This window comes from Enterococcus sp. 3G6_DIV0642 (assembly GCF_002140635.1).
In the GTDB taxonomy this organism is placed as follows: Bacteria; Bacillota; Bacilli; order Lactobacillales; family Enterococcaceae; genus Enterococcus_D; species Enterococcus_D casseliflavus.
On record NZ_NGLH01000001.1, the window covers coordinates 3393940 to 3414222 of the forward strand.

Here is a 20283-nt window from a genome sequence, read left to right on the forward strand (position 1 = left end):
TGAAGCTGCCGCTTCAGCCGTAATCTTTTTTTGAGGTGAGAATATGGCAAAATTATGGGGCGGACGTTTCGATGGGAAAAATGAAGCATGGATCGATGCTTTTGGGGCTTCCATCACGTTTGATCAAAAGTTAGCAAAACAAGACATTCTTGGCAGTTTGGCACATGTCAAAATGCTGGTCCATACGGGCATCATCAGTCAAACCGATGGCGAAGCGATCATTGGCGGCTTGACCACGATTCAGCAGCAATTGGCCGCTGGCGAATTGACCTTCACGATTGAAAATGAGGACATCCATTTAAACATCGAGACATTCTTGCATGAATTGATTGGACCCGTGGCAGGCAAACTGCATACTGCCCGCAGTCGAAACGACCAAGTGGCGACCGATATGCATTTGTATTTGAAAGAAGTCGTGCAAGAGGTGATCACTTTGATCGCTGAGTTGCGAGAAGCGCTGGTTTTACAAGCCGAAGCCAATATCTACACCATCATGCCCGGTTATACCCATCTGCAGCATGCACAGCCGATTTCTTTTGCCCATCACCTCTTAGCCTATTACAGTATGCTGACGCGTGACCAAGAGCGTTTCAAAGAGAGTTTGAGCCGCATCGATGTGATGCCTTTAGGCAGTGCCGCTTTGGCAGGAACCACCTTCCCTATCGATCGTGCTTTCACCGCTCAAGAGTTAGGGTTCAGCAATATTTACAGCAACAGCCTAGATGCGGTCAGCGATCGTGATTTTATCTTGGAATTTTTAAGCAACGCCTCTTTATTGATGATGCATCTGTCTCGTTTTTGTGAAGAGCTGATTCTTTGGTGCAGCCATGAATACCAATTTGTGGAACTGATCGATACCTTCTCCACCGGCAGCTCCATCATGCCTCAAAAGAAAAACCCTGACATGGCGGAGCTGATCCGTGGAAAAACAGGACGTGTCTATGGGAACCTCTTTGGTCTTTTGACGGTCATGAAGGGCTTGCCGCTGGCGTACAACAAAGATTTCCAAGAAGACAAAGAAGGCATGTTTGACAGTGCCGAAACCATCACGAAAAGCTTGCAGATCATGACAGGCATGATCGCAACGATGAAGGTCAATCAAGCACGGATGCAAGATTCCACTGAAAAGGATTTTTCCAATGCAACAGAATTAGCGGATTACTTAGCCGGCAAAGGCGTACCTTTCAGACAAGCCCATGAGATCGTCGGCAAGCTCGTCAGTGAGTGTTTGAGCAAAGGCATCTATCTGCAAGATGTTTCTTTGGAAGAATACCAAGCGATCCATCCTGCCATCGACAGCGATATTTTTGAAAAACTTGACTCCTATACCGCCGTCAAAAATCGCCATTCTTATGGCGGCACCGGTTTTGATCAAGTGGCACAGCAAATTGAAGCCGCCAAAGCATTATTGGCGGGCAAGTAAAAAAACCAGCGAAGAAAATTCTTCGCTGGTTTTTTGTTGATTAATGACGTACGCGAGATTTCGCTGGATCGATCAATGGCGCTTCGCCTAAGTGCGCTTGGATCATCCAAATACGTTTTTCGATGGCTGTTTTGAAGCCGATGAAGATATCTTGGGTTGGATCGTCGCCTTCTTCACCAGATACTTCGATCCCTTTTTGGTATAAGTCCGCTAAGTAACGGTAGCCTTCCACCAATGTAGCTAAGCGTTCTGGAATCGTGCGGTCCCAGTTGCCGACTTCATCAGGGATTTGAGTGTGTTCAGCCATTTCACGCAAAGTTGAATATGGTGAACCATCTAATGTAATCAAGCGTTCAGAAACTTCATCCAATTGCTCATTTAAATCATCCATGAATTCGTCCATCATTGGATGCAATGTCAAAAAGCCAGGTCCACGCATGTACCAGTGTGTTTGGTGAACGACCATAGCCATTTGGCTTAAATCAGCAACAAGTTGGTTTAATACTTCTTTTGTTTGTTCAAATTTCATAACGATTCCTCCTCTAAATTATCTATTTTAAGGATAATACGAAACAATTAAAAAGTACAACAAAATCATCTATTTGAGAAAATTTCTCACTCTCTTACGTATTTCTTTATGAGGGGGTACGAAAAATGACGATTTTCGTGTTTTTTTTAGGCGCTTTACTCGGCTTCTTTTGGCTTTTACTATTGCAAACCCTGTTTTGGAATCTGCCAAAAAGTGATTCTCGTTCTCATTCCCCGAGGGTGAACAAAGTTTCGGATAACCATTGGTTTTTTCTCCTTCCTACAAGATGGCTTTCACCCCCGCTTTATTGGGTCTTCGCTGGCATATGCTATGGCGGGCTTTGCGGGCTTGCCTTTCATGATTCCGAAAGCTTCCTGGCTTTTGTCTGGCTGACCAGTGCCTTTTTACTCAGCTTGACCGACTTGATAGACTATAGCGTCTACCCACAACTGCTGTACCCCGCCCACCTACTGCTAGCGCTGGCACAGTTTAGAAGCGGCGCTTCTTTTCAATGGCTGTCTTTAGGCTTGCTGGTTCCACTGGTCTTTTTTGTCTGGCAGGAAAAAATGGGCGACGGCGATCTCTTAGTGCTGGCAGGCTGGGGCACTTGGCTATCGCCGTCGACACTTTTGGCCCTCTTACTAGTAGCCAGCAGTCTTGGTCTCCTCGCTTTTTTTAGCTATCAAGGCATCTGGAAGAAACGATTGGCGCAGTTGCCCTTCGTTCCCTTCTTGAGTCTTGGTTTGCTGATTGTTCGCTTTCTAGCGTTTCATACTTTTGACGCTTTTTTTTCTTTGAAGTGAAGAAAAATAGGGCAGGAAAAAGCGGGACAAGTTGGCCTCATCCCGCTTTCTCTTTCTGCTCTGTTGCTTCCCCTGCCTATGATAACGGCGTCCGTTTTTTGCGATCAAGGTAGATGCCTACTGCGATCACTACTAACAACAGCCCCAAGACGACCCAACCAGCGGTCGTGGTGTCATTGGTTTTCGGTAAGTTGTCAGTTCCCTGCTTCGTTGTTTTGCCTTCTTTGACACGATTGTTGAATACCATGTCTGCCGTTTGCTCCGCTTCAGCTACTAATTTTCCTGCTTGATCTTTGACTGTGACCGTTACTTGATAGGTGGTTTCATCATAGATGATCGTGGCGTCGTTGCCAGCTTTTTCACGAATCGTGTAACGATGTTCCCCAGCATCGTCATACGTCATTGCATCAAAGGTAATCGTTCCATTTGCGTCATTGCGTTGGGTTTGCAGAACCTTTCCAGCTTCATCCACTAATTCAAATGCGAATTCGTTGGCTTGCAAATCTCTACCCGTCAAGACTTTCTTAGCACTTAGTACGACACTGCCTGCTTGTGGTTGGTAGCTGTTTTCAAAGACTTGATCGCCTTCGTATTCCGCCACTGCGGTCAACTGTCCAGCTTCATCGGTGACGGTCACGACTACGGCCAGTTCTTTTGCATCGTAGGTGATGGTACCGTCAGTTCCTGCTTTCTCACGAATGGTGTAGTGGTACTCACCTGTTTCATCATAGGCGAGAGCGTCAAAGTAAATCTTGCCAGTTGCGTCATTGGCTTTTGTTTGAAGAACAGTTCCGTCTTCATCGACTAGTTCAAAAGCGAATTCATTTGCTTGTAGTGTACGACCAGTTAAGACTTTCTCGGCACTTAGTACGACACTGCCTGCTTGTGGTTGATAGCTGTTTTCAAAGACTTGGTTGCCTTCGTATTCGGCAACTGCCGTGAGCTGTCCGTCTTCATCCGTCACGTTCACAACTACTGCAAGCTCTTTTGTATCGTAGGTGATGGTACCGTCAGTTCCTGTTTTCTCACGAATGGTGTAGTGATACTCACCTGCTTTGTCATATGCAAGAGCATCGAAGTAGATCTTGCCAGTGGCGTCGTTGGCTTTTGTTTGAAGAACAGTTCCGTCTTCATCGACCAGTTCAAAATCGAATTCATTTGCTTGTAGCGTACGACCAGTTAAGACTTTCTCGGCACTTAGTACGACACTGCCTGCTTTTGGCGTATAGCTGTTTTCAAAGACTTGATCGCCTTCGTATTCGGCAACTGCGGTCAACTGTCCGTCTTCATCCGTCACGGTTACAACTACCGCCAGCTCTTTTGTATCGTAAGTGATGGTGTCATCAGTTCCTGTTTTCTCACGAATGGTGTAGTGGTATTCGCCTGCCTTGTCATATGCAAGAGCATCAAAGTAGATCTTACCAGTGGCGTCGTTGGCTTTTGTTTGAAGTACAGTTCCATCTTCATCGACTAGTTCAAAAGCGAATTCATTTGCTTGTAAGGTACGGCCGATTAAGACTTTCTCGGCACTAAGTACGACACTGCCGGCTTTTGGCGTATAGTCGTTTTCAAAGATCGCATTGCCTTCGTATTCGGCCACTGCCACGAGCTGTCCGTCTTCATCGGTGACGGTTACAACTACCGCTAGTTCTTTTGCATCGTAAGTGATGGTGCCATCAGTTCCTGCTTGCTCACGGATGGTGTAACGGTATTCGCCTGCTTTGTCATATGCAAGAGCATCAAAGGCAATTTGCCCGGTTGCATCATTGGCTTTTGTTTGAAGAATGTTACCATCTTCATCTACCAGTTCAAATATAAATTCGTCAGCTTGTAACGTGCGGCCTGTCAAGACTTTCTCGGCACTCAGTACGACACTACCAGCTTTTGGTGTATAGTCGTTTTCAAAGATCGCATTGCTATCATACGTTGCTTTTGCCACTAGTTGCCCGTCTTCATCGGTTACTTTCACGACAACACCAATTTCTTTCGTGTCATAGGTAATGGTACTATCTGCGCCAGCTTTTTCCCGAATCGTATAACGGTATTCGCCGACTTCGCCATATGTCAATTCATCGAAATAGATTTGACCATTTACGTCATTGGTTTTCGTCTGTAACACGTTGCCTGCTTCACCGACTAGCTCAAAGGCAAACTCGTTGGCTGCTAGTGTGCGGCCTGTCAACACTTTCTCTACATTCAAGACCACACCGCCAGCTTTTGGCGTATAGTCGTTTTCAAAGACTTGGTTGCCTTCATATTCCGCAACTGCGGTCAATTGTCCGTCTTCATCGGTGACGGTCACGACTACCGCTAGTTCTTTCGTATCGTATGTGATGGTACCGTCAGTTCCTGCCTTCTCACGAATGGTGTAGTGATACTCACCTGTTTCCTCGTAAGGGAGCGCGTCAAAGTAGATCTTGCCAGTGGCGTCATTGGCTTTTGTTTGAAGTACAGTTCCCTCTTCATCGACTAGTTCAAAATCGAATTCATTTGCTTGTAAGGTACGACCGGTTAAGACTTTCTCGGCACTTAGTACGACACTGCCGGCTTTTGGCGTATAGTCGTTTTCAAAGACTTGGTTGCCTTCGTATTCGGCAACTGCCACAAGCTGTCCGTCTTCATCGGTGACGGTTACAACTACCGCCAGTTCTTTTGCATCGTATGTGATGGTACCGTCAGTTCCTGCTTTCTCACGGATGGTATAGCGGTATTCACCTGCTTTATCATAAGGAAGAGCGTCAAAGTAGATCTTGCCAGTTGCATCATTGGCTTTTGTTTGAAGTACAGTTCCTGCTTCATTGACTAACTCGAAGTCAAATTCTTCTGCTTTCAAATCACGACCAATCAGTACTTTCTCAGCACTCAAAACGACACTACCGGCTTTTGGCGTATAGACATTTTCAAAGACTTGATTGCCTTCATAGACTGCTTTCGCAATCAACTGGCTGTCTTCTTCCGTGACGGTCACAGTTACCTTTAGTTCCTTGTCAGTATAGGTGATGGTTGGATCGTTGCCGGCTTTTTCCCGAATCGTATAGTGGTACTCGCCAGGCTCGTTGTAAGTGATGGCGTCAAAGGCAACTTGACCGTTACCGTCATTGGTTTGCGTTAAAATCACAGAGCCAGCTTCATCCACCAGTTGGAAAGTAAATTCGCCGTCTTTCAACTCGCGTCCATCAAGCATTTTCTGAACATTCAAGGCAAGGGTTGTTTCTTTGATTTCTCGCTTATTGGCTAGTTCAAAAACATAATTGACTTGCTCATCAGAAATAGTGAAGGTGTACTGAGTCGCATCTCGTTCATATCCTTCTGGTGCGGTGATTTCTTGGATCATGTAATCACCGTAGCGCAGATTGTCGATCCGTTCAATGGCGTTGCCGTTTTCCATGATCTGATTGTTTTTCACCACCAGATTCGACAAGATGACTTCATAGGTGTTTTGCGCATTTTTACGGCTTAATTGGAAAACCGCTTCTTCATCGATCCCTCGTTCTTTGGTGCCATCGGCATCGTATTTCACGATCGTCAAGGAGCCGTTTGTCCCAGAAGAGGTTCCGCTACCGTCTGTCGACTTGATGGTAACTTCTTTGGTCACTGTGTGAATTTCGATCTCACTACCCGTCAAATTGACACTATTGGCCACCCGTTCATTGTTCAAAATCCCGGGATCAAGCTGTGTTTGATAAACGATAAAGTACGGTTTATCAATCATTTCTTCAAAAGCGATCACTAACGATTGCGTCCCTGCCACCACATCCGAGGTGATTTTCGGATTGTCTTCGTTGGTGAAGGTGACTTTTTCCCCTTTTTCCCAAGTGCCATTGTTTAAGACTGCTTCATACACATCTACGATCACGTTATCGTCGGCATCGCGTAAAAAGGTGTGCTGATTGTAGTTGATGGTATCGGTCACTACCGCATTGTGGATTTTGCGACTGTCAGCGTTGATCATGATTTCCCAATCGAGCAATCGATTTTTCTCGGCATTCTGGCTGCCGTTTTTCATCAACCAGTCCGTTTTCGCAGACTTATCGACTTGCCCATCAGCAGTCAACGTTGTGTCATTGTCCGTCAATGTAATAGTATTTTTGTAGGTAAATACTTCTTCAGATGCTTCCGTTGCCAAGAAGACCGCCAGTGTTTCTGACGTTTCTTTCAGCAAGGTGATCGTAACTTTCTTCGTGTCAGGGTCATAAGTGTAACTGTAATCCTCGTTTAGCACCAATTGCTCTTTCAGTGCTCTGACTTGTGTCGTATATCCAGTTACCGTGACCGTGTAAAGCGCCAAGTCTTTCAAAGTTTGGCCTTCTTGCAGCTGGTCAGTGATGACTGCATCTTTATTGATTTTTTCTTTGTACGTATTGAATAGCCCCATCCAATAGACTTGATCGCTTGAAGCAGTCTGCTCATCAAAAATAGTTCCTAGATTCCGACCAAATACAGCGGTAATCGCTTTGGCGACATCTTCGCCTTCACCAATGAATAGGCCGTATTTCAAGGCATTTTTTAACCAGTTGGTATCCATCCAAGTATTGGATTCAGAAGCTTCCGTGAACGTATTGCCGGCTTCATCTTTATAATGGACAAACGCTGCATTACTAAACCGGCTGCTAGAACTTCCTAATGCGATCTGTTGTGAAACATCGAAGCTGGTTTTAAAATTAACAGTGATCGTTGCCGAGGTCGTTTGGTACGCTCCTTGCAGCTTGATGCGAAAACCAGTCTCAAGTTCCTTCGTTGAGCCATCGGCTAGCGTTTTCGTTTCTGTGATCAGCTCTAGCGTATAGTCGGTATTGAGCTCTAAAGGCTCGGTCACCCCGCTGGCTGTCACGACTAGCGTATCCGCCAATAAAGCTAAAGCACTGCTGTTTGAGCCAGAGATCAATTGATAGCGGTCTTCTATAATCAGGTCGCTAACTTTTTGCTGATTGGTATTGGCTTCAATTTTCCATGCGACAGTCTTCGTTTCATAGTCTTTGGAGCCAGCGGTTTTCACGACACCGATCGTTTTGGTTGGTGTCACTGTCCCGCTGCCCGTCAACGAGGTATTTTGATTGTCGCGGATCGAAGCGTAATTGTATATACGGGTATCGGCTAAAACCGATTCATACAACTGGGTGTCGTATTGGATCTTGTAGTAGCCAGCTTTGGCAAACGTGATGCCAAAGCGTACGATTTCCCCCTCTTTGTCCAGCTGGTATGTCCCATCAAAGGACCAGTCCTCTGAAGGGATTGGATTACCGTCTTTGTCAGTGATCACCAAAGTTTCTGGAACAAAAAAGTGCAAGGCTTTTTCAGGATCTGTTCCCGAGTAGGTCTGATCCAAAACTCTGGCTTGGTCTTTGTCCAATGTAACGGAAATTTCCCAAGATGCTCGTTTCGTTTCTGGATCGTAGCCTTTAAATCGTTTGTATTCTGATTGTTCATCGTAGGTAACCGTTGCTTCTGCGGTTTTTTCTGTAAAATCGCTACCGTTGATTGTTGCCGTGTTTTTGAAAGAAGAAGCCGTTGGATCGGTGACTGCACTATTGATGACGATTCGAACCGGTTGATTAACCGTTTGATTGAAGGTAAACGTGTTGTTAACACTGTTATACGTATATAAGCCATCGGTACGAATCCATTCATCGGTGGATTCATCGTACAAGTAGCCTGTCGAGGTACTATAAGCTAATCCTTGTGGCATCTTATCGGTAATCACCACATCATGCAATTCACGACTGGTTTGGTTAAAAATAATTTCCCAAACCACTGAACCGCTGGAAGTCACGTTACCAGTCTTAATGATATCGACCTCATAAATAGGCAATGTAATGATGATCTCATGGCCATCTTCATCGTAAATCCCGGTAGGAATGGTCACTTCCTCAGTAACGGTGCTTACACTTAATTCAGTGATCAGATCAATAGTCCCTGAGCGGTTGGAAAGTGTTTGTGCCGCCTCATTAAAAGTAACGGTCAATGTACCATCGAGTGCTAAGGTAAATCTTCCGATCGATTGTCCGCCGGAACGGGTCAATTCACCACTGACGGTGTTATGAATGGCAAAATAATTCGGCAATTGATACGTATAATAATCACCAGCACGAATTTCTTCCGTATCTGCTAACGACCAGTCAAAATGAATTTTGATATTGTCATTATACATCGGTGGATTTTCGGCAGTGAAAGGCTGATCGTTTAAGTCAGTGATTCGGACATTGTCAAAAAGCTGCACGCCCCGTTCATTCAGGTTGGCACTAAGATTTTCAGCGGTAGCAGAAGCTTCCGTTTCCGTCTCAGCATCTGGTGCTCGGGGTTGAATGCTGTTTTGATTCAGTGTCGAAGATGCTTGGGTTGCTTGACTTTCACTAGGGACGGTTGCTTGTTCTTCTTCTGCTTGACTCGTTGCTGACTGAACTGCTCCCGCTGTCGATGAATCCGTAGGTGCTTTTTCCGTATCGATCGTTCCGGTCACAGGTTCAGTACTTTCTAATGTTTCGGTCGTTCTTTCGGTGCTTTCGGTTGCGTTGATTGCTTCTGCCAGTATGATCGTTGGTTCACAAAGGATAGAACCAAGCAAGACTAGCAAACATATATAGATAGAAAATTGTTTTTTCATAATTGTTCATTCCTTTTTATAAATTTTTTCAATTGATCTCGGAAGCGCTCGACGAATAATATTGTTCAACAGTGAGCAAGATATCCCAACAAACAACTGCTTTTTGCCTCCTCCCCATGATTCAAAAATTTTGGTCTTTGCTACTTGTATCAAACGTATTACTACTATTCCACACTTCTATTTTCCCAAAATTTTGGGGTGGGATGTATTCAAAAAAAATACAACACGCAATTTTTTTGAATACATGTAAAAACGTGATACTATTTACTTAAAAGGGGGCTCAGGGGCAATCATGTTACGGAAATTGTTATCATCTACAACACAAAAGAAACTACAGCTGATTAAGTATTTATTAGACGATCAGGGGACGAGTCTTCACGATTTGGCAGTGAAATTTTCCATTTCAATGTCTGCAGCGAAAACCTATATCGCGGAAATCGACAATGAATTTTCGTTTCTGGACTTACAATTTGACGATTATTCAGCTGTTCGCCTACACTTGCAGCCTTTCGCTACTCGACTAGACGTATACAGCCAGTTTTTAAATCGCTCGTCTGCGTTTCAATTGTTAGAACTACTCTTCTCATCAAGTTTCACTAGTTATGACATGCTGGCACTAGAATTAAATTTAAGCAAGTCATCGATCATTCGTTTGATCAAGAGGATCAATTTGGTTCTGGCACCGTATGATTTCTTCATCGCAACCAAACCCATCCAGTTAAAAGGAAATGAAAACAATATTCGCCAATTTTTTCTGATTTTCTTCTTAGAGAAGTACCAGTATGAATTTGTGGATGCCAACATTAACCAAGAGCAGGATTTCTTGAAGATCGCCCGTATCATGGCTGCTGCGACACCCTTAAAACTTTATTTTTCCGACATCAAAAAAATTGCCTTTGTAATCTATATCAACACGAAGCGCGATCGCTTATACGCTTCCAATCCCAATGGGAACCACATCGAATATTTCTTAGAAAAAATCGATTTAAGCGAATTTACTGGCTACAGTCGTGCTTACGTCGAGAAAATGGTCGGCTATATCACAACCCATATCGGTCAAGACCCCGCTGTCTTTCGCGAGACCAAACAAGAGTTTTATCAAATGACCAAGCGTATATTTAAAAAATACAACTATCATGAAGCCAATTTTGAAGAGAAGTTGGATGCCGTCGTCTTTTCCTATTTTCTTGGAATCAACTTGCAGGTTCCTTACTGCATCTTGGATGATCGCTTTGCTCGTTTTGTCAATAACTGTGATTTGGTCCAACAGACAGTCAATCAAGACATCGTTCAGGTTTTGACCCATTCGAATTTGCCAATCATTCGACCAAGTACGATCAATTACCTAATTTATATTTTCCATACCTCTTTTCCAAATTTCGCCAAAGAAATCATCGATACCCACGCTGACTTTCGCTTAGCTTTGTTTTATGATACAAATAGTTACCATACGGAATTTATCCAGACGAAAATCCAACAGTTTATTCCTTATCAGCTAACAATCACGATTTTAAATCCTCTGGACTCGTTTTCTCTGACCAAACTGGACGAGACTTATGATTTGATCATCGGCAATTTGACCCCCTCCTGCAGAAAAAATGTGTTTCATTATGCAGACATCAACCTGACTTCGAATGATTTGGCGTTTATCGCTCGGCAGATTCAGGAAAAGGGGATTCGGATGCTGCAAGAAAAGAATGCGCAATAAAAAAAACCTCGAAAAGCCGCAATTTAGCGATTTTTGAGGGTTTTTTTGTTATTTATTTACTGTTTAATTTTGTTCACTACGCCATGGCTGGACGTTTTGCTGGCGATACAGAGCTGCTTTCCCAATTGCATTGAAGAGGGTCATTTTTTGCGTAACCACTGCTTTGGCTGCCTCAATGCATTCTGGGTAAATGGCATTTGGATCCCACAATTCCGTTTCTGCTAAGATTTGGCGGCATTTTTTATAAAAGGCGTATTTATAGTCAGAGGAGATATTTACTTTTTGGATACCGATTGCCACTGCCTGAGCGATTTCTTCATCGGGATTGGCCGATCCGCCATGCAACACCAATGGGATATCGACACGATCTTTGATTTCTTGCAAGACATCCATTTTTAATTCCGGTTTGATATCTTTCGGATAAATACCATGGGCAGTTCCAATCGCAACTGCTAGTGTGTCAATGCCTGTCTTCTCAATGAACTCTTGTGCATCTTCAGGACGAGTATAAATCACTTCGGAGACGCCCCCTTCAACGGAGGTTCCGGTATTGCCGATCGTTCCTAGCTCGCCTTCGACAGATACCCCAATCGGATGGCAAATCTCGGTAATCTGTTTTGTTAGAGCAATATTTTCTTCAAAAGGCAGCAACGACCCATCGATCATCACCGAGCTGAATCCGCAATGGATCGCCCGCATAATACTTGCCAAACTGTCGCCGTGGTCCATATGGATCACGATCGGCACAGAACTGTTTTTCGCTCTGGAAACTGCATAGTGGAAAAATTCATCCTTTGTAAAGGCCAATTCTGTTGGGTGGACCGCAATGATGGCTGGTGCATCGTTTTCTTCTGCTGCTTCGATAACGACGCGTAAAAAGTTACTGTCTGCGACGTTAAAGGCACCAACGGCAAATTGATTTTCTTTGGCAACGGTCAGTAATTGTTTCATATTGATCAACATATAAGTGTGCTCCATTCTTTTTTAAAGTGATTTGTTTTTTGATCCAGATAATTCGATATACTCTTTGACGACTGCTTTTCCTGCTTCGATGGTTTGGTGGATCAGGGTCGGATAATCGCTTTCCGGACAAGCATCCAGCTGTTGGTGCAGGGCATTTCTTTGGGCTTTCATAAAATCAGCCCCTACATTGATTTTATTGATTCCTAATGCCACGGAACGTAAGATATTCTCTCTACCGGCTCCCGAGCCACCATGCAAAACCAGCGGTAGATCAGTGGCTTCTTTGATGGTTTGAACGATATCAAAGCGAAATGCCGGGCGGTACCCTGCTGGATAATCCCCATGACTGGAGCCGTAAGAAAGAGCGAGACAGTCGACCCCGGTTGCTCGAATAAAATGGATGGCTTCCTCTGGATCGGTATACATCGCATCGCTAGTATACTGATCCCCAGCCACTGCTCCCATGTCCCCAACCTCTGCTTCGACACTGGCATTATAGGCTTGCGCAAATTGCACGATCTCTTTGGTGATGGCGATGTTTTTTTCTAAAGGATGCATAGAGGCATCCATCATGACGCTTGAGAATCCTTCATGGAGACATTGTTTGACGAAGGCGATATCCTGTCCGTGATCCAGATTGATGGCAACCTCCACATTGACATTTTCTGCCATTCGAATGATCGGCTGGGTTAAGTAACGATGATCCAGATGGGTTTTTAAATGGTCTTGCAACAAATCCACGATGATGGGCGCATGAGATTCTGCAGCGGCGTCGATCACTGCTTTAGCGGTTTCCATATTAAAACAATTGATAGCCATAACGGCATAGTTTTCTCGATTGGCTTTTTGCAGCATCTCTCTCATTGATACATACATTTTCTTCGCTCCTTTTCTTAAGAAATTTCAATCGACGAAAAGTCAACGTCTTCTTCCTCTTCCATGATCGGCGTTTCCACGGGTGCCTTTTTCAATGCAAACAGCAAAACACCGGTGATGGCAGAACCAATCAGGAGTGCGATGGTAAATTTCAGTGGATCCGTCATGGCAGGAATGATGAAGACCCCACCAGATGGCACTGGTGAACCGACGCCCCAAACCATGCTTAGACCACCGCCGACGGCTGCTCCGACCGTACAAGAAAAAATGACGCGAAACGGGTCGACGGCAGCGATCGGGATCACTCCTTCTGTAATCATACAAAGGCCCATTGGAAAAGCGATCTTGATGTTGTCTTCTTCTTCCGTAGAATATTTGGGCCGGCGTAAGAGACGAGAGAGGACCCAAGAGATTGTAACACCAAAGGGCGGCACCATTGAGGCTAAAATTTTCACGGCTTCGGGTTCTTGAATGCCTTCCAGTAATAGACCATCAGCAAATAGCGAGGCGACTTTGTTGACGGGGCCGCCAAAATCAAAGGCAGCCATACCACCGACAATCGCGCCAAATAAGAAATTTCCCGAGCCTTGCAGATTCGTTAAGAAGGTAGTCAACGCCTCAGTAGCCCACACGATCGGTACACCGATGACGAAGAACATCAAAGCACCAACGATCAGTGTCGACAAGACCGGTACGATCATCATTGGCATCAGACCTTGTGCCCAACGTGGTACTTTAAGGTTTTTTACTAAGAATAAGACCAGATAACCTGCGAGATAGCCTCCTAACATTCCCCCTAAAAAGCCTGCACCAATCGCATTGGCAATCAGTCCCATAAAAAGACCAGGAGCGATTCCTGGACGATCGGCAATGGAATAGGCGATCGCGGCAGCGATCACTGGCGCCAGCAGTCCCATCCCTAAAACCCCCAGCGAAACCAGTGCATCCGGGATCGTATAGGCAGCATCGTAATTTTCAATGGCCGTGCCGTTGGCAAGATTTCCGATAGCGATTAAAAGCCCAGCTGTTACAACGACAGGTAGCATATACGAGATGGCGGTTAAGGCATGTTTTTTCAACTGCAGCTGTTTCATCATTTGTTTCATCCCCCTTTGAATTTAAGTCGTTAAAACATTCGTTGATTCATCCCTGATTTAATTTTTCTTCAATCGTTTCAAGCAAACGCTTAGGCGCTTTGATCACCATACTAGTTGGAATTTCTACTATTCGCTTGCCTTCAAAACGGTCTCTGCCGCCGATTTTGATATCTGCCGCAATAATGACAACATCGGCTGCTTGAATAGCTGCTTCCGTCAATTCACTTTCTGTCCCGATGGTTCCTTGGGTTTCGATATGGACTTCATGACCAAGTTCTTTCGCAGCTGTTTCGATTTTTTGCTTAGCGATATACGTATGAGCGATTCCTGAAGTACAAGCAGCTACACCAACGATTTTCATCTCTTCTCCCCCTTTCTTAGTTTTCTGCCATTGGATCTTTAGCAAGCAAGGCCATCATTTGATCCTTTGTCCCTGACGCAACGAGACGATCAATAAACGATTCATCCGCTAGTAGCATCGCTACTTTTTGCAGCAGCTTGATATGCATCGTATTGGCATCGGTATTTTTGACTGCAAACAAGATGATTACTTGAACGGGCGCTTCATCGATGGACTCCCATTCAAGCGGACGCTTGGTTTTTCCGATCACTAAGGAAGTCTTTTTCACACTGTCTGACTTTCCATGTGGGATTGCTAAGCCATGTCCGATACCGGTCATTCCTTCCGTTTCTCGGGCAAAGACATCTTGGGTGAACCCTGCTAAATCGGTAATTATTTGGTTTTCATATAAAAGTTCAGACAGTTCAGTGATCGCTTCTTCTTTTGAATTCGCTTCCATTTCCATCTTGATAAGATTGGGATTGATTACATCTGCGATGCTGAACGTTTGGATCGTTTGGCTTTCGTTTTTCATCTTTACATCTCTCCTAATAGTTGTTGGACTCGCTTTTCATCCTGTTTGGTAAATACCGAATTGACTAAAATCGTCGGCACCTGCGTTTCTACTGGCAAATTAATGGTGGTTAAGATCAAATCGATATTCTGGTAGTCTTGCGCATGCTTTCGGTACATACGAGCGGAAAGCACATCCACGATATCCAGTTCAGGAAATGCTCGTTGGACTTTGACTTTCAGCAGCTCAGAAGTCCCTACGCCGCTGCTGCACATGATTAAGACTCGCTGTCTGCGCCGACGAATGACTTTAAATTTCACAAAATACAGCACTAAGAAACCAATCTCGTCTTCCGATATGGGATTCGTTCCATAGGTTTTCTCCACTTCCTTGCTGACTTGTGCCACTTGCTCAAAAATCCTTGGGTACTCTAGTTGGATGTCACTTAGCAGACCGTTTTTCACGATAATTTTATTCTTTAGCCGATAGAGCATCGGCTGGATATGGCAAAGTAGATCGGTCTTGTCTGTTTGCTGGTTCAATTGAATACCCAGTGCTTTTTCCATCTGGTTAGTAAAAAACTCCGTGATTTCGCTGGCTTCTTTTGTCAGATTGGTCATTGCCAAGGGTTTGTTTTCCACTCTGGAAGACACTAAATACTGGTAGAGATAAAATACCTCACTTTCTGGCAGCTCCGTCACGAGATAGGCATTGATTTTTTCAATCACTTGTTGGGCAATTTGATAAAACTCTTGGTGCTGTTCAATCAAATGCTGTTCTTCCTCATCTAAGCCCTCAATAAATTCTTCACGGTCAATTTCTCCTTCTCTCATTCGTAAAATCAGAATATACAGATGCGAGAAAATATTCATATTGTAAGGATACGCAATACTGTTCGCGAGTTTTCGCTCAATAAATTCAAGAATTGAGGTAATAAAGTTGATATCAAAGGCATTGATGGGATATTTTTGCGTAACCATTTCTTCATTCCACACATGGGTCTTCGTAAAGAGATCGTTGACACAGCGACGGATATTTTTTTCGGTACCAATCACTGAAATTCTCTTATCGGATCGGATCAACTGGAGTTCAAAGTACTGAAAATATTCCGAAAGACGATTGATATCACTACTTATCACTGCTTCACTCAAATAGTAAGGGGCGAACAGCTCTTTGATCATTAATCGCTTTGGTGATTTAAACAATAAATGCAGTGCAATCGCATGACGCCGCTCAAGCGGCTCATCATTTTGATCCGTTTCTTGATTTTCAATCGTGCCTTTGAGATACGCTTCATAATCCAAACAAAATCCTTTGCCGATTTCAGACCGAATGATTTCTGAACCAGCAGCCTCATTGATCCGTTTGATTGTCCGATAAATGGTTTTTGTTGAAACCTTAGCAGCTGTGGCTAGTTCATTAGCGGTCAAATTCATTCCTTGTGTCATAAACTGCTCAATCAAACGTGTTTCTCTCTTGCTCAGCTTCATACTGTCTCCCTCCGTATCTTTACTATAGCCCTCTTTGGCTCGAGTATTTCTTAATCGATGTCCACTGATTTGGACATTTCAAAAATAACGCTTTCATTTATTGTTCCAAATGCCCTTTTTCTAGGATGAAAGAAGGACGCATTCTTTTTCGTAACATTTCCTTTTGCTAAACAAAAAAAGCTTGCCATTCCGAAGAATGACAAGCTTTTCCGTCACACTGAGTCAATCAGGTGCTGGGCATTGATTAGTTTTGGCTGTTCAATGCGTCTTCAGCAGCCATTTGTGCTTCGATGTCTGAGATGCTGTAGACATTTTCGCTGGCAACTGTTACTTCTTTTGGTTCCATTTCACGGTAACGAGGCATACCAGTACCAGCTGGGATGATCTTACCGATGATAACATTTTCTTTCAATCCAAGAAGTGGATCTTTCTTGCCGCGGATCGCTGCATCGGTCAACACACGAGTGGTTTCTTGGAAGGACGCAGCAGACAAGAAGCTGTTGGTTTCCAAGGATGCTTTCGTGATCCCTAATAGGACTGGACGGCTAGTTGCAGGAACGCCGCCGGCTACCAATGTGTCGTAGTTGCGGTCTTTAAAGTCGGCGATATCCAACAATGTTCCTGGCAAGATGCCTGAATCACCTGGATCCATAACGCGGACTTTACGCAGCATTTGACGAACCATTACTTCGATATGTTTGTCGCCGATTTCTACCCCTTGCATCCGGTAAACGCGTTGAACTTCCCGTAATAGGTAGTTTTCAACAGACAAGACATCGCGAACTTGTAACAGTTGTTTTGGATCGATCGAACCTTCCGTCAATGGTGCACCACGATGGATAAAGTCGCCTTCTGCTACTTTCATCCGGGCAGTATAAGGAACGGTATACGTACGCGTATCGGTTTCCCCTTTGATGGTCACTTCTTTGGTCCGAGTTGAAGGGTCTTCTGAGATATCGATGACTTCTCCGGTAACTTCGGTAATGACCGCTTGTCCTTTCGGATTACGGGCTTCAAAGATTTCTTGGACACGAGGGAGACCTTGCGTGATATCGTCTCCGGCAACCCCGCCGGTATGGAAGGTACGCATGGTCAACTGAGTACCAGGTTCACCGATTGATTGGGCAGCGATGGTACCGACTGCTTCCCCAACTTCAACTTCAGAACCAGTGGCTAAGTTGCGGCCATAACAATGTTTACATACACCATGTTTGGTGTTACATGTAAAGACAGAGCGAATCGATACTGTTTCGATGCCAGCATCCACGATGGCTTTAGCTAAATCTTCAGTGATCAATTCATTGACCCCTAGAAGGACTTCGCCAGTTTCAGGATGGATCACTGATTTACGTGTGTAACGTCCAATCAAACGTTCTTCTAAGGATTCGATGATTTCGTTTCCTTCGCGAATTGCTTGAATATCTAAACCACGGTCAGTGCCACAATCGTCTTCACGGATGATGACATCTTGGGCAACGTCAACGAGACGACGTGTCAAGTAACCGGAATCGGCTGTTTTCAAGGCGGTATCGGTCATCCCTTTACGGGCACCATGGGTCGAGATAAACATTTCTAAGACAGATAGACCTTCACGGAAGTTTGAGATGATCGGCAATTCCATGATACGTCCGTTAGGCGCGGCCATCAATCCACGCATCCCAGCAAGCTGAGTAAAGTTGGAGATGTTACCACGGGCACCGGAATCAGACATCATGAAGATTGGGTTTTTCGCTTCCAATGATTCCATCAGTTTTAACTGAATTTCATCTTTGGCTGCATTCCAAACACCAATAACTCGTTCATAACGCTCGTCATCGGTAATTAACCCACGACGGAATTGTTTCGTGATCGTTTCTACTTGTTTGTGGGCATTGTCGATGATTTCATGTTTTTCATGCAAGTTCATGATATCAGCGATACCAACGGTGATACCCGCCATTGTTGAGTGGCTGTATCCTAAGTCTTTCATGCGGTCAAGCATGCGTGACGTTTCAGTGATGCGGAAACGTTTGAAGACTTCTGAAATGATGTTTCCTAAGTTTTTCTTCTTGAATGGGCCAACAAGCTCTTGTTCTTTGATGAAGGCAGGCACATCTGTACCAGCTTCAATAAAGTACTTGTCTGGTGTTTGAACCGTCAAGTTGTAGTCTGTCGGTTCGTTCAAGAATGGGAATTCTGGGGGCATGATCGAGTTGAAGATCACTTTACCCACTGTTGTTACCATCAAGCGTTGTTTTTGTTCAGACGTGAATGGTTTGTCCCCTAAAGTGTTTGGATTGATGGCGATCCGTGTGTGTAAATGCACGTAGCCATTGCGCCATGCCGTAACTGCTTCGTCCATGTCACGGAAGATCATGCCTTCCCCTTCACGGCCTTCTTCTTCCATCGTCAAGTAGTAGTTCCCTAGGACCATATCCTGAGATGGTGTTACAACTGGTTTTCCGTCTTTTGGATTCAAAATGTTTTGGGCTGCTAACATCAGCATACGTGCTTCTGCTTGCGCTTCTTCGTTCAATGGTACGTGAACGGCCATTTGGTCTCCATCGAAATCGGCATTGTAGGCTTCACAAACAAGTGGGTGCAAACGAATGGCACGGCCTTCAACTAAGACTGGTTCAAATGCTTGGATACCTAATCTGTGAAGCGTAGGTGCCCGGTTCAATAGCACTGGATGTTCTTTGATGACATCTTCTAAAACATCCCAAACTTCGTCTTCTTGACGTTCGATTTTGCGTTTGGCATTTTTGATGTTTGACGCGATTTCACGAGAAACAAGCTCCCGCATCACGAATGGTTTGAACAATTCGATCGCCATTTCTTTAGGCAGACCACATTGGTACATTTTCAGGAATGGACCAACGACGATAACTGAACGACCTGAGTAGTCGACCCGTTTTCCTAGCAAGTTTTGACGGAAACGACCTTGTTTCCCTTTCAACATGTGAGAAAGAGATTTCAATGGGCGGTTCCCTGGTCCTGCAACTGGACGGCCGCGACGACCGTTATCGATCAAGGCATCGACTGCTTCTTGCAACATCCGTTTTTCATTTTGAACGATGATGTTTGGTGCATTCAAGTCTAACAAGCGTTTCAAACGGTTGTTACGGTTGATTACACGACGATACAAGTCGTTCAAGTCACTTGTGGCAAAACGTCCACCTTCTAATTGCACCATTGGGCGCAAATCAGGCGGGATAACTGGGATAACGTCCATGACCATCCAGCTTGGTTTGTTTCCTGAAGCACGGAATGCTTCTAAGATATCCAAACGGCGGATCGCACGCGTCCGTTTTTGACCAGTTGCGTTTTTCAATTCTTCTTTCAATTCAGCAACTTCGCCTTCAAGATCAACGCCATCTAATAATTGTTTGATGGCTTCGGCACCCATCGCTGCTGAAAATTCTTGACCGTATTGGTCACGTTTTTCACGGTATTCCCGTTCAGTCAATAGTTGTTTTTTCTCAAGGCTGGTGTTTCCTGGTTCAATCACTACGTAAGAAGCAAAGTAGATGATTTCTTCCAATGCACGTGGGCTCATGTCTAAGACAAGACCCATCCGTGAAGGAATGCCTTTGAAGTACCAAATGTGTGATACTGGTGCTGCTAGTTCAATGTGTCCCATGCGTTCACGACGCACTTTTGAACGTGTTACTTCCACGCCGCAACGGTCACAAACGATGCCTTTATAGCGGATCCGTTTGTATTTGCCGCAAGCACATTCCCAGTCTTTGGTTGGACCGAAAATACGCTCGTCAAACAACCCTTCGCGTTCAGGTTTTAACGTACGGTAGTTAATGGTTTCTGGTTTTTTTACTTCACCATAAGACCAGCTTCTGATTTTTTCAGGAGAAGCCAAACCGATTTGCATACTTTCGAATTTATTTACATCGATCAAAAAAGGTTCCCTCCATTTCATTTCATGGACATATCCGATAGAAC

12 protein-coding genes are annotated in these 20283 nt (G+C 44.5%); 3 read left to right on the forward strand and 9 right to left on the reverse strand.

The genetic code is table 11. From position 1 onward, the window contains the following. The first annotated feature begins 43 nt into the window (after window positions 1-43). On the forward strand, window positions 44-1423 hold the full coding sequence (argH, locus tag A5878_RS16450) for an argininosuccinate lyase (RefSeq protein WP_005230384.1): 1380 nt from the start codon (window positions 44-46) through the stop codon (window positions 1421-1423). Between the two features lie 40 nt (window positions 1424-1463). Here the strand turns inward: argH and A5878_RS16455 are convergent, their stop codons facing one another. Continuing rightward, on the reverse strand, window positions 1464-1952 hold the full coding sequence (locus A5878_RS16455; protein ID WP_005230382.1) for a Dps family protein: 489 nt from the start codon (window positions 1950-1952) through the stop codon (window positions 1464-1466). Between the two features lie 125 nt (window positions 1953-2077). Here A5878_RS16455 and A5878_RS16460 point away from each other — a divergent pair, with 125 nt between their 5' ends. Further along, window positions 2078-2755, forward strand: coding sequence for a prepilin peptidase (locus A5878_RS16460; RefSeq protein ID WP_005230380.1), 678 nt, complete (start codon window positions 2078-2080; stop codon window positions 2753-2755). Between the two features lie 76 nt (window positions 2756-2831). Here the strand turns inward: A5878_RS16460 and A5878_RS16465 are convergent, their stop codons facing one another. Next, window positions 2832-9356, reverse strand: coding sequence for a Spy0128 family protein (locus A5878_RS16465; RefSeq protein WP_086295777.1), 6525 nt, complete (start codon window positions 9354-9356; stop codon window positions 2832-2834). A gap of 292 nt (window positions 9357-9648) precedes the next feature. On the opposite strand from A5878_RS16465, the gene A5878_RS16470 reads away from it, so the two are divergent. Further along, entirely contained in the window at window positions 9649-11064 is a 1416-nt protein-coding gene (locus A5878_RS16470) for a helix-turn-helix domain-containing protein (RefSeq protein WP_005230373.1), read from the forward strand. A 63-nt stretch (window positions 11065-11127) separates the two neighbouring features. Here A5878_RS16470 and A5878_RS16475 read toward each other — a convergent pair whose 3' ends face one another. The 7 genes from A5878_RS16475 to rpoC form a co-directional block, all read right to left on the reverse strand. Next, window positions 11128-12027 (reverse strand): ketose-bisphosphate aldolase, encoded by a 900-nt coding sequence (locus A5878_RS16475; RefSeq protein WP_005230365.1) that lies wholly within the window; start codon window positions 12025-12027, stop codon window positions 11128-11130. Window positions 12028-12048: 21 nt separating this feature from the next. Next, a complete protein-coding gene (locus A5878_RS16480) occupies window positions 12049-12903 on the reverse strand; it encodes a class II fructose-bisphosphate aldolase (RefSeq protein ID WP_005230362.1) in 855 nt (284 codons plus the stop codon). A 17-nt stretch (window positions 12904-12920) separates the two neighbouring features. Further along, window positions 12921-14000: a PTS fructose transporter subunit IIC gene (locus A5878_RS16485; protein WP_086295778.1), complete on the reverse strand. Its 1080-nt coding sequence runs from the start codon at window positions 13998-14000 to the stop codon at window positions 12921-12923. 46 nt (window positions 14001-14046) lie between these two features. After that, window positions 14047-14361, reverse strand: a complete 315-nt coding sequence (locus A5878_RS16490) for a PTS fructose transporter subunit IIB (RefSeq protein WP_005230357.1) — start codon at window positions 14359-14361, stop codon at window positions 14047-14049. Window positions 14362-14377: 16 nt separating this feature from the next. After that, entirely contained in the window at window positions 14378-14875 is a 498-nt protein-coding gene (locus A5878_RS16495) for a PTS sugar transporter subunit IIA (protein ID WP_005230355.1), read from the reverse strand. Between the two features lie 2 nt (window positions 14876-14877). Continuing rightward, window positions 14878-16344 carry a PRD domain-containing protein gene (locus tag A5878_RS16500; RefSeq protein ID WP_005230353.1) on the reverse strand — a complete coding sequence of 489 codons (1467 nt, stop codon included), beginning with the start codon at window positions 16342-16344 and terminating at the stop codon, window positions 14878-14880. A gap of 244 nt (window positions 16345-16588) precedes the next feature. Continuing rightward, entirely contained in the window at window positions 16589-20239 is a 3651-nt protein-coding gene (gene rpoC, locus A5878_RS16505) for a DNA-directed RNA polymerase subunit beta' (protein WP_005230340.1), read from the reverse strand. Window positions 20240-20283 lie beyond the last annotated feature (44 nt).

Bases quoted from the DNA above. Each gene is read 5' to 3' on its own strand.
- A5878_RS16475 (WP_005230365.1), bottom strand. From the start codon at position 12,027: ATGTTGATCAATATGAAACAATTACTGACCGTTGCCAAAGAAAATCAA.
- A5878_RS16465 (WP_086295777.1), bottom strand. From the start codon at position 9,356: ATGAAAAAACAATTTTCTATCTATATATGTTTGCTAGTCTTGCTTGGT.
- argH (WP_005230384.1), top strand. From the start codon at position 44: ATGGCAAAATTATGGGGCGGACGTTTCGATGGGAAAAATGAAGCATGG.
- A5878_RS16455 (WP_005230382.1), bottom strand. From the start codon at position 1,952: ATGAAATTTGAACAAACAAAAGAAGTATTAAACCAACTTGTTGCTGAT.
- A5878_RS16460 (WP_005230380.1), top strand. From the start codon at position 2,078: ATGACGATTTTCGTGTTTTTTTTAGGCGCTTTACTCGGCTTCTTTTGG.
- A5878_RS16495 (WP_005230355.1), bottom strand. From the start codon at position 14,875: ATGAAAAACGAAAGCCAAACGATCCAAACGTTCAGCATCGCAGATGTA.
- A5878_RS16470 (WP_005230373.1), top strand. From the start codon at position 9,649: ATGTTACGGAAATTGTTATCATCTACAACACAAAAGAAACTACAGCTG.
- A5878_RS16480 (WP_005230362.1), bottom strand. From the start codon at position 12,903: ATGTATGTATCAATGAGAGAGATGCTGCAAAAAGCCAATCGAGAAAAC.
- A5878_RS16490 (WP_005230357.1), bottom strand. From the start codon at position 14,361: ATGAAAATCGTTGGTGTAGCTGCTTGTACTTCAGGAATCGCTCATACG.
- A5878_RS16500 (WP_005230353.1), bottom strand. From the start codon at position 16,344: ATGAAGCTGAGCAAGAGAGAAACACGTTTGATTGAGCAGTTTATGACA.
- A5878_RS16485 (WP_086295778.1), bottom strand. From the start codon at position 14,000: ATGATGAAACAGCTGCAGTTGAAAAAACATGCCTTAACCGCCATCTCG.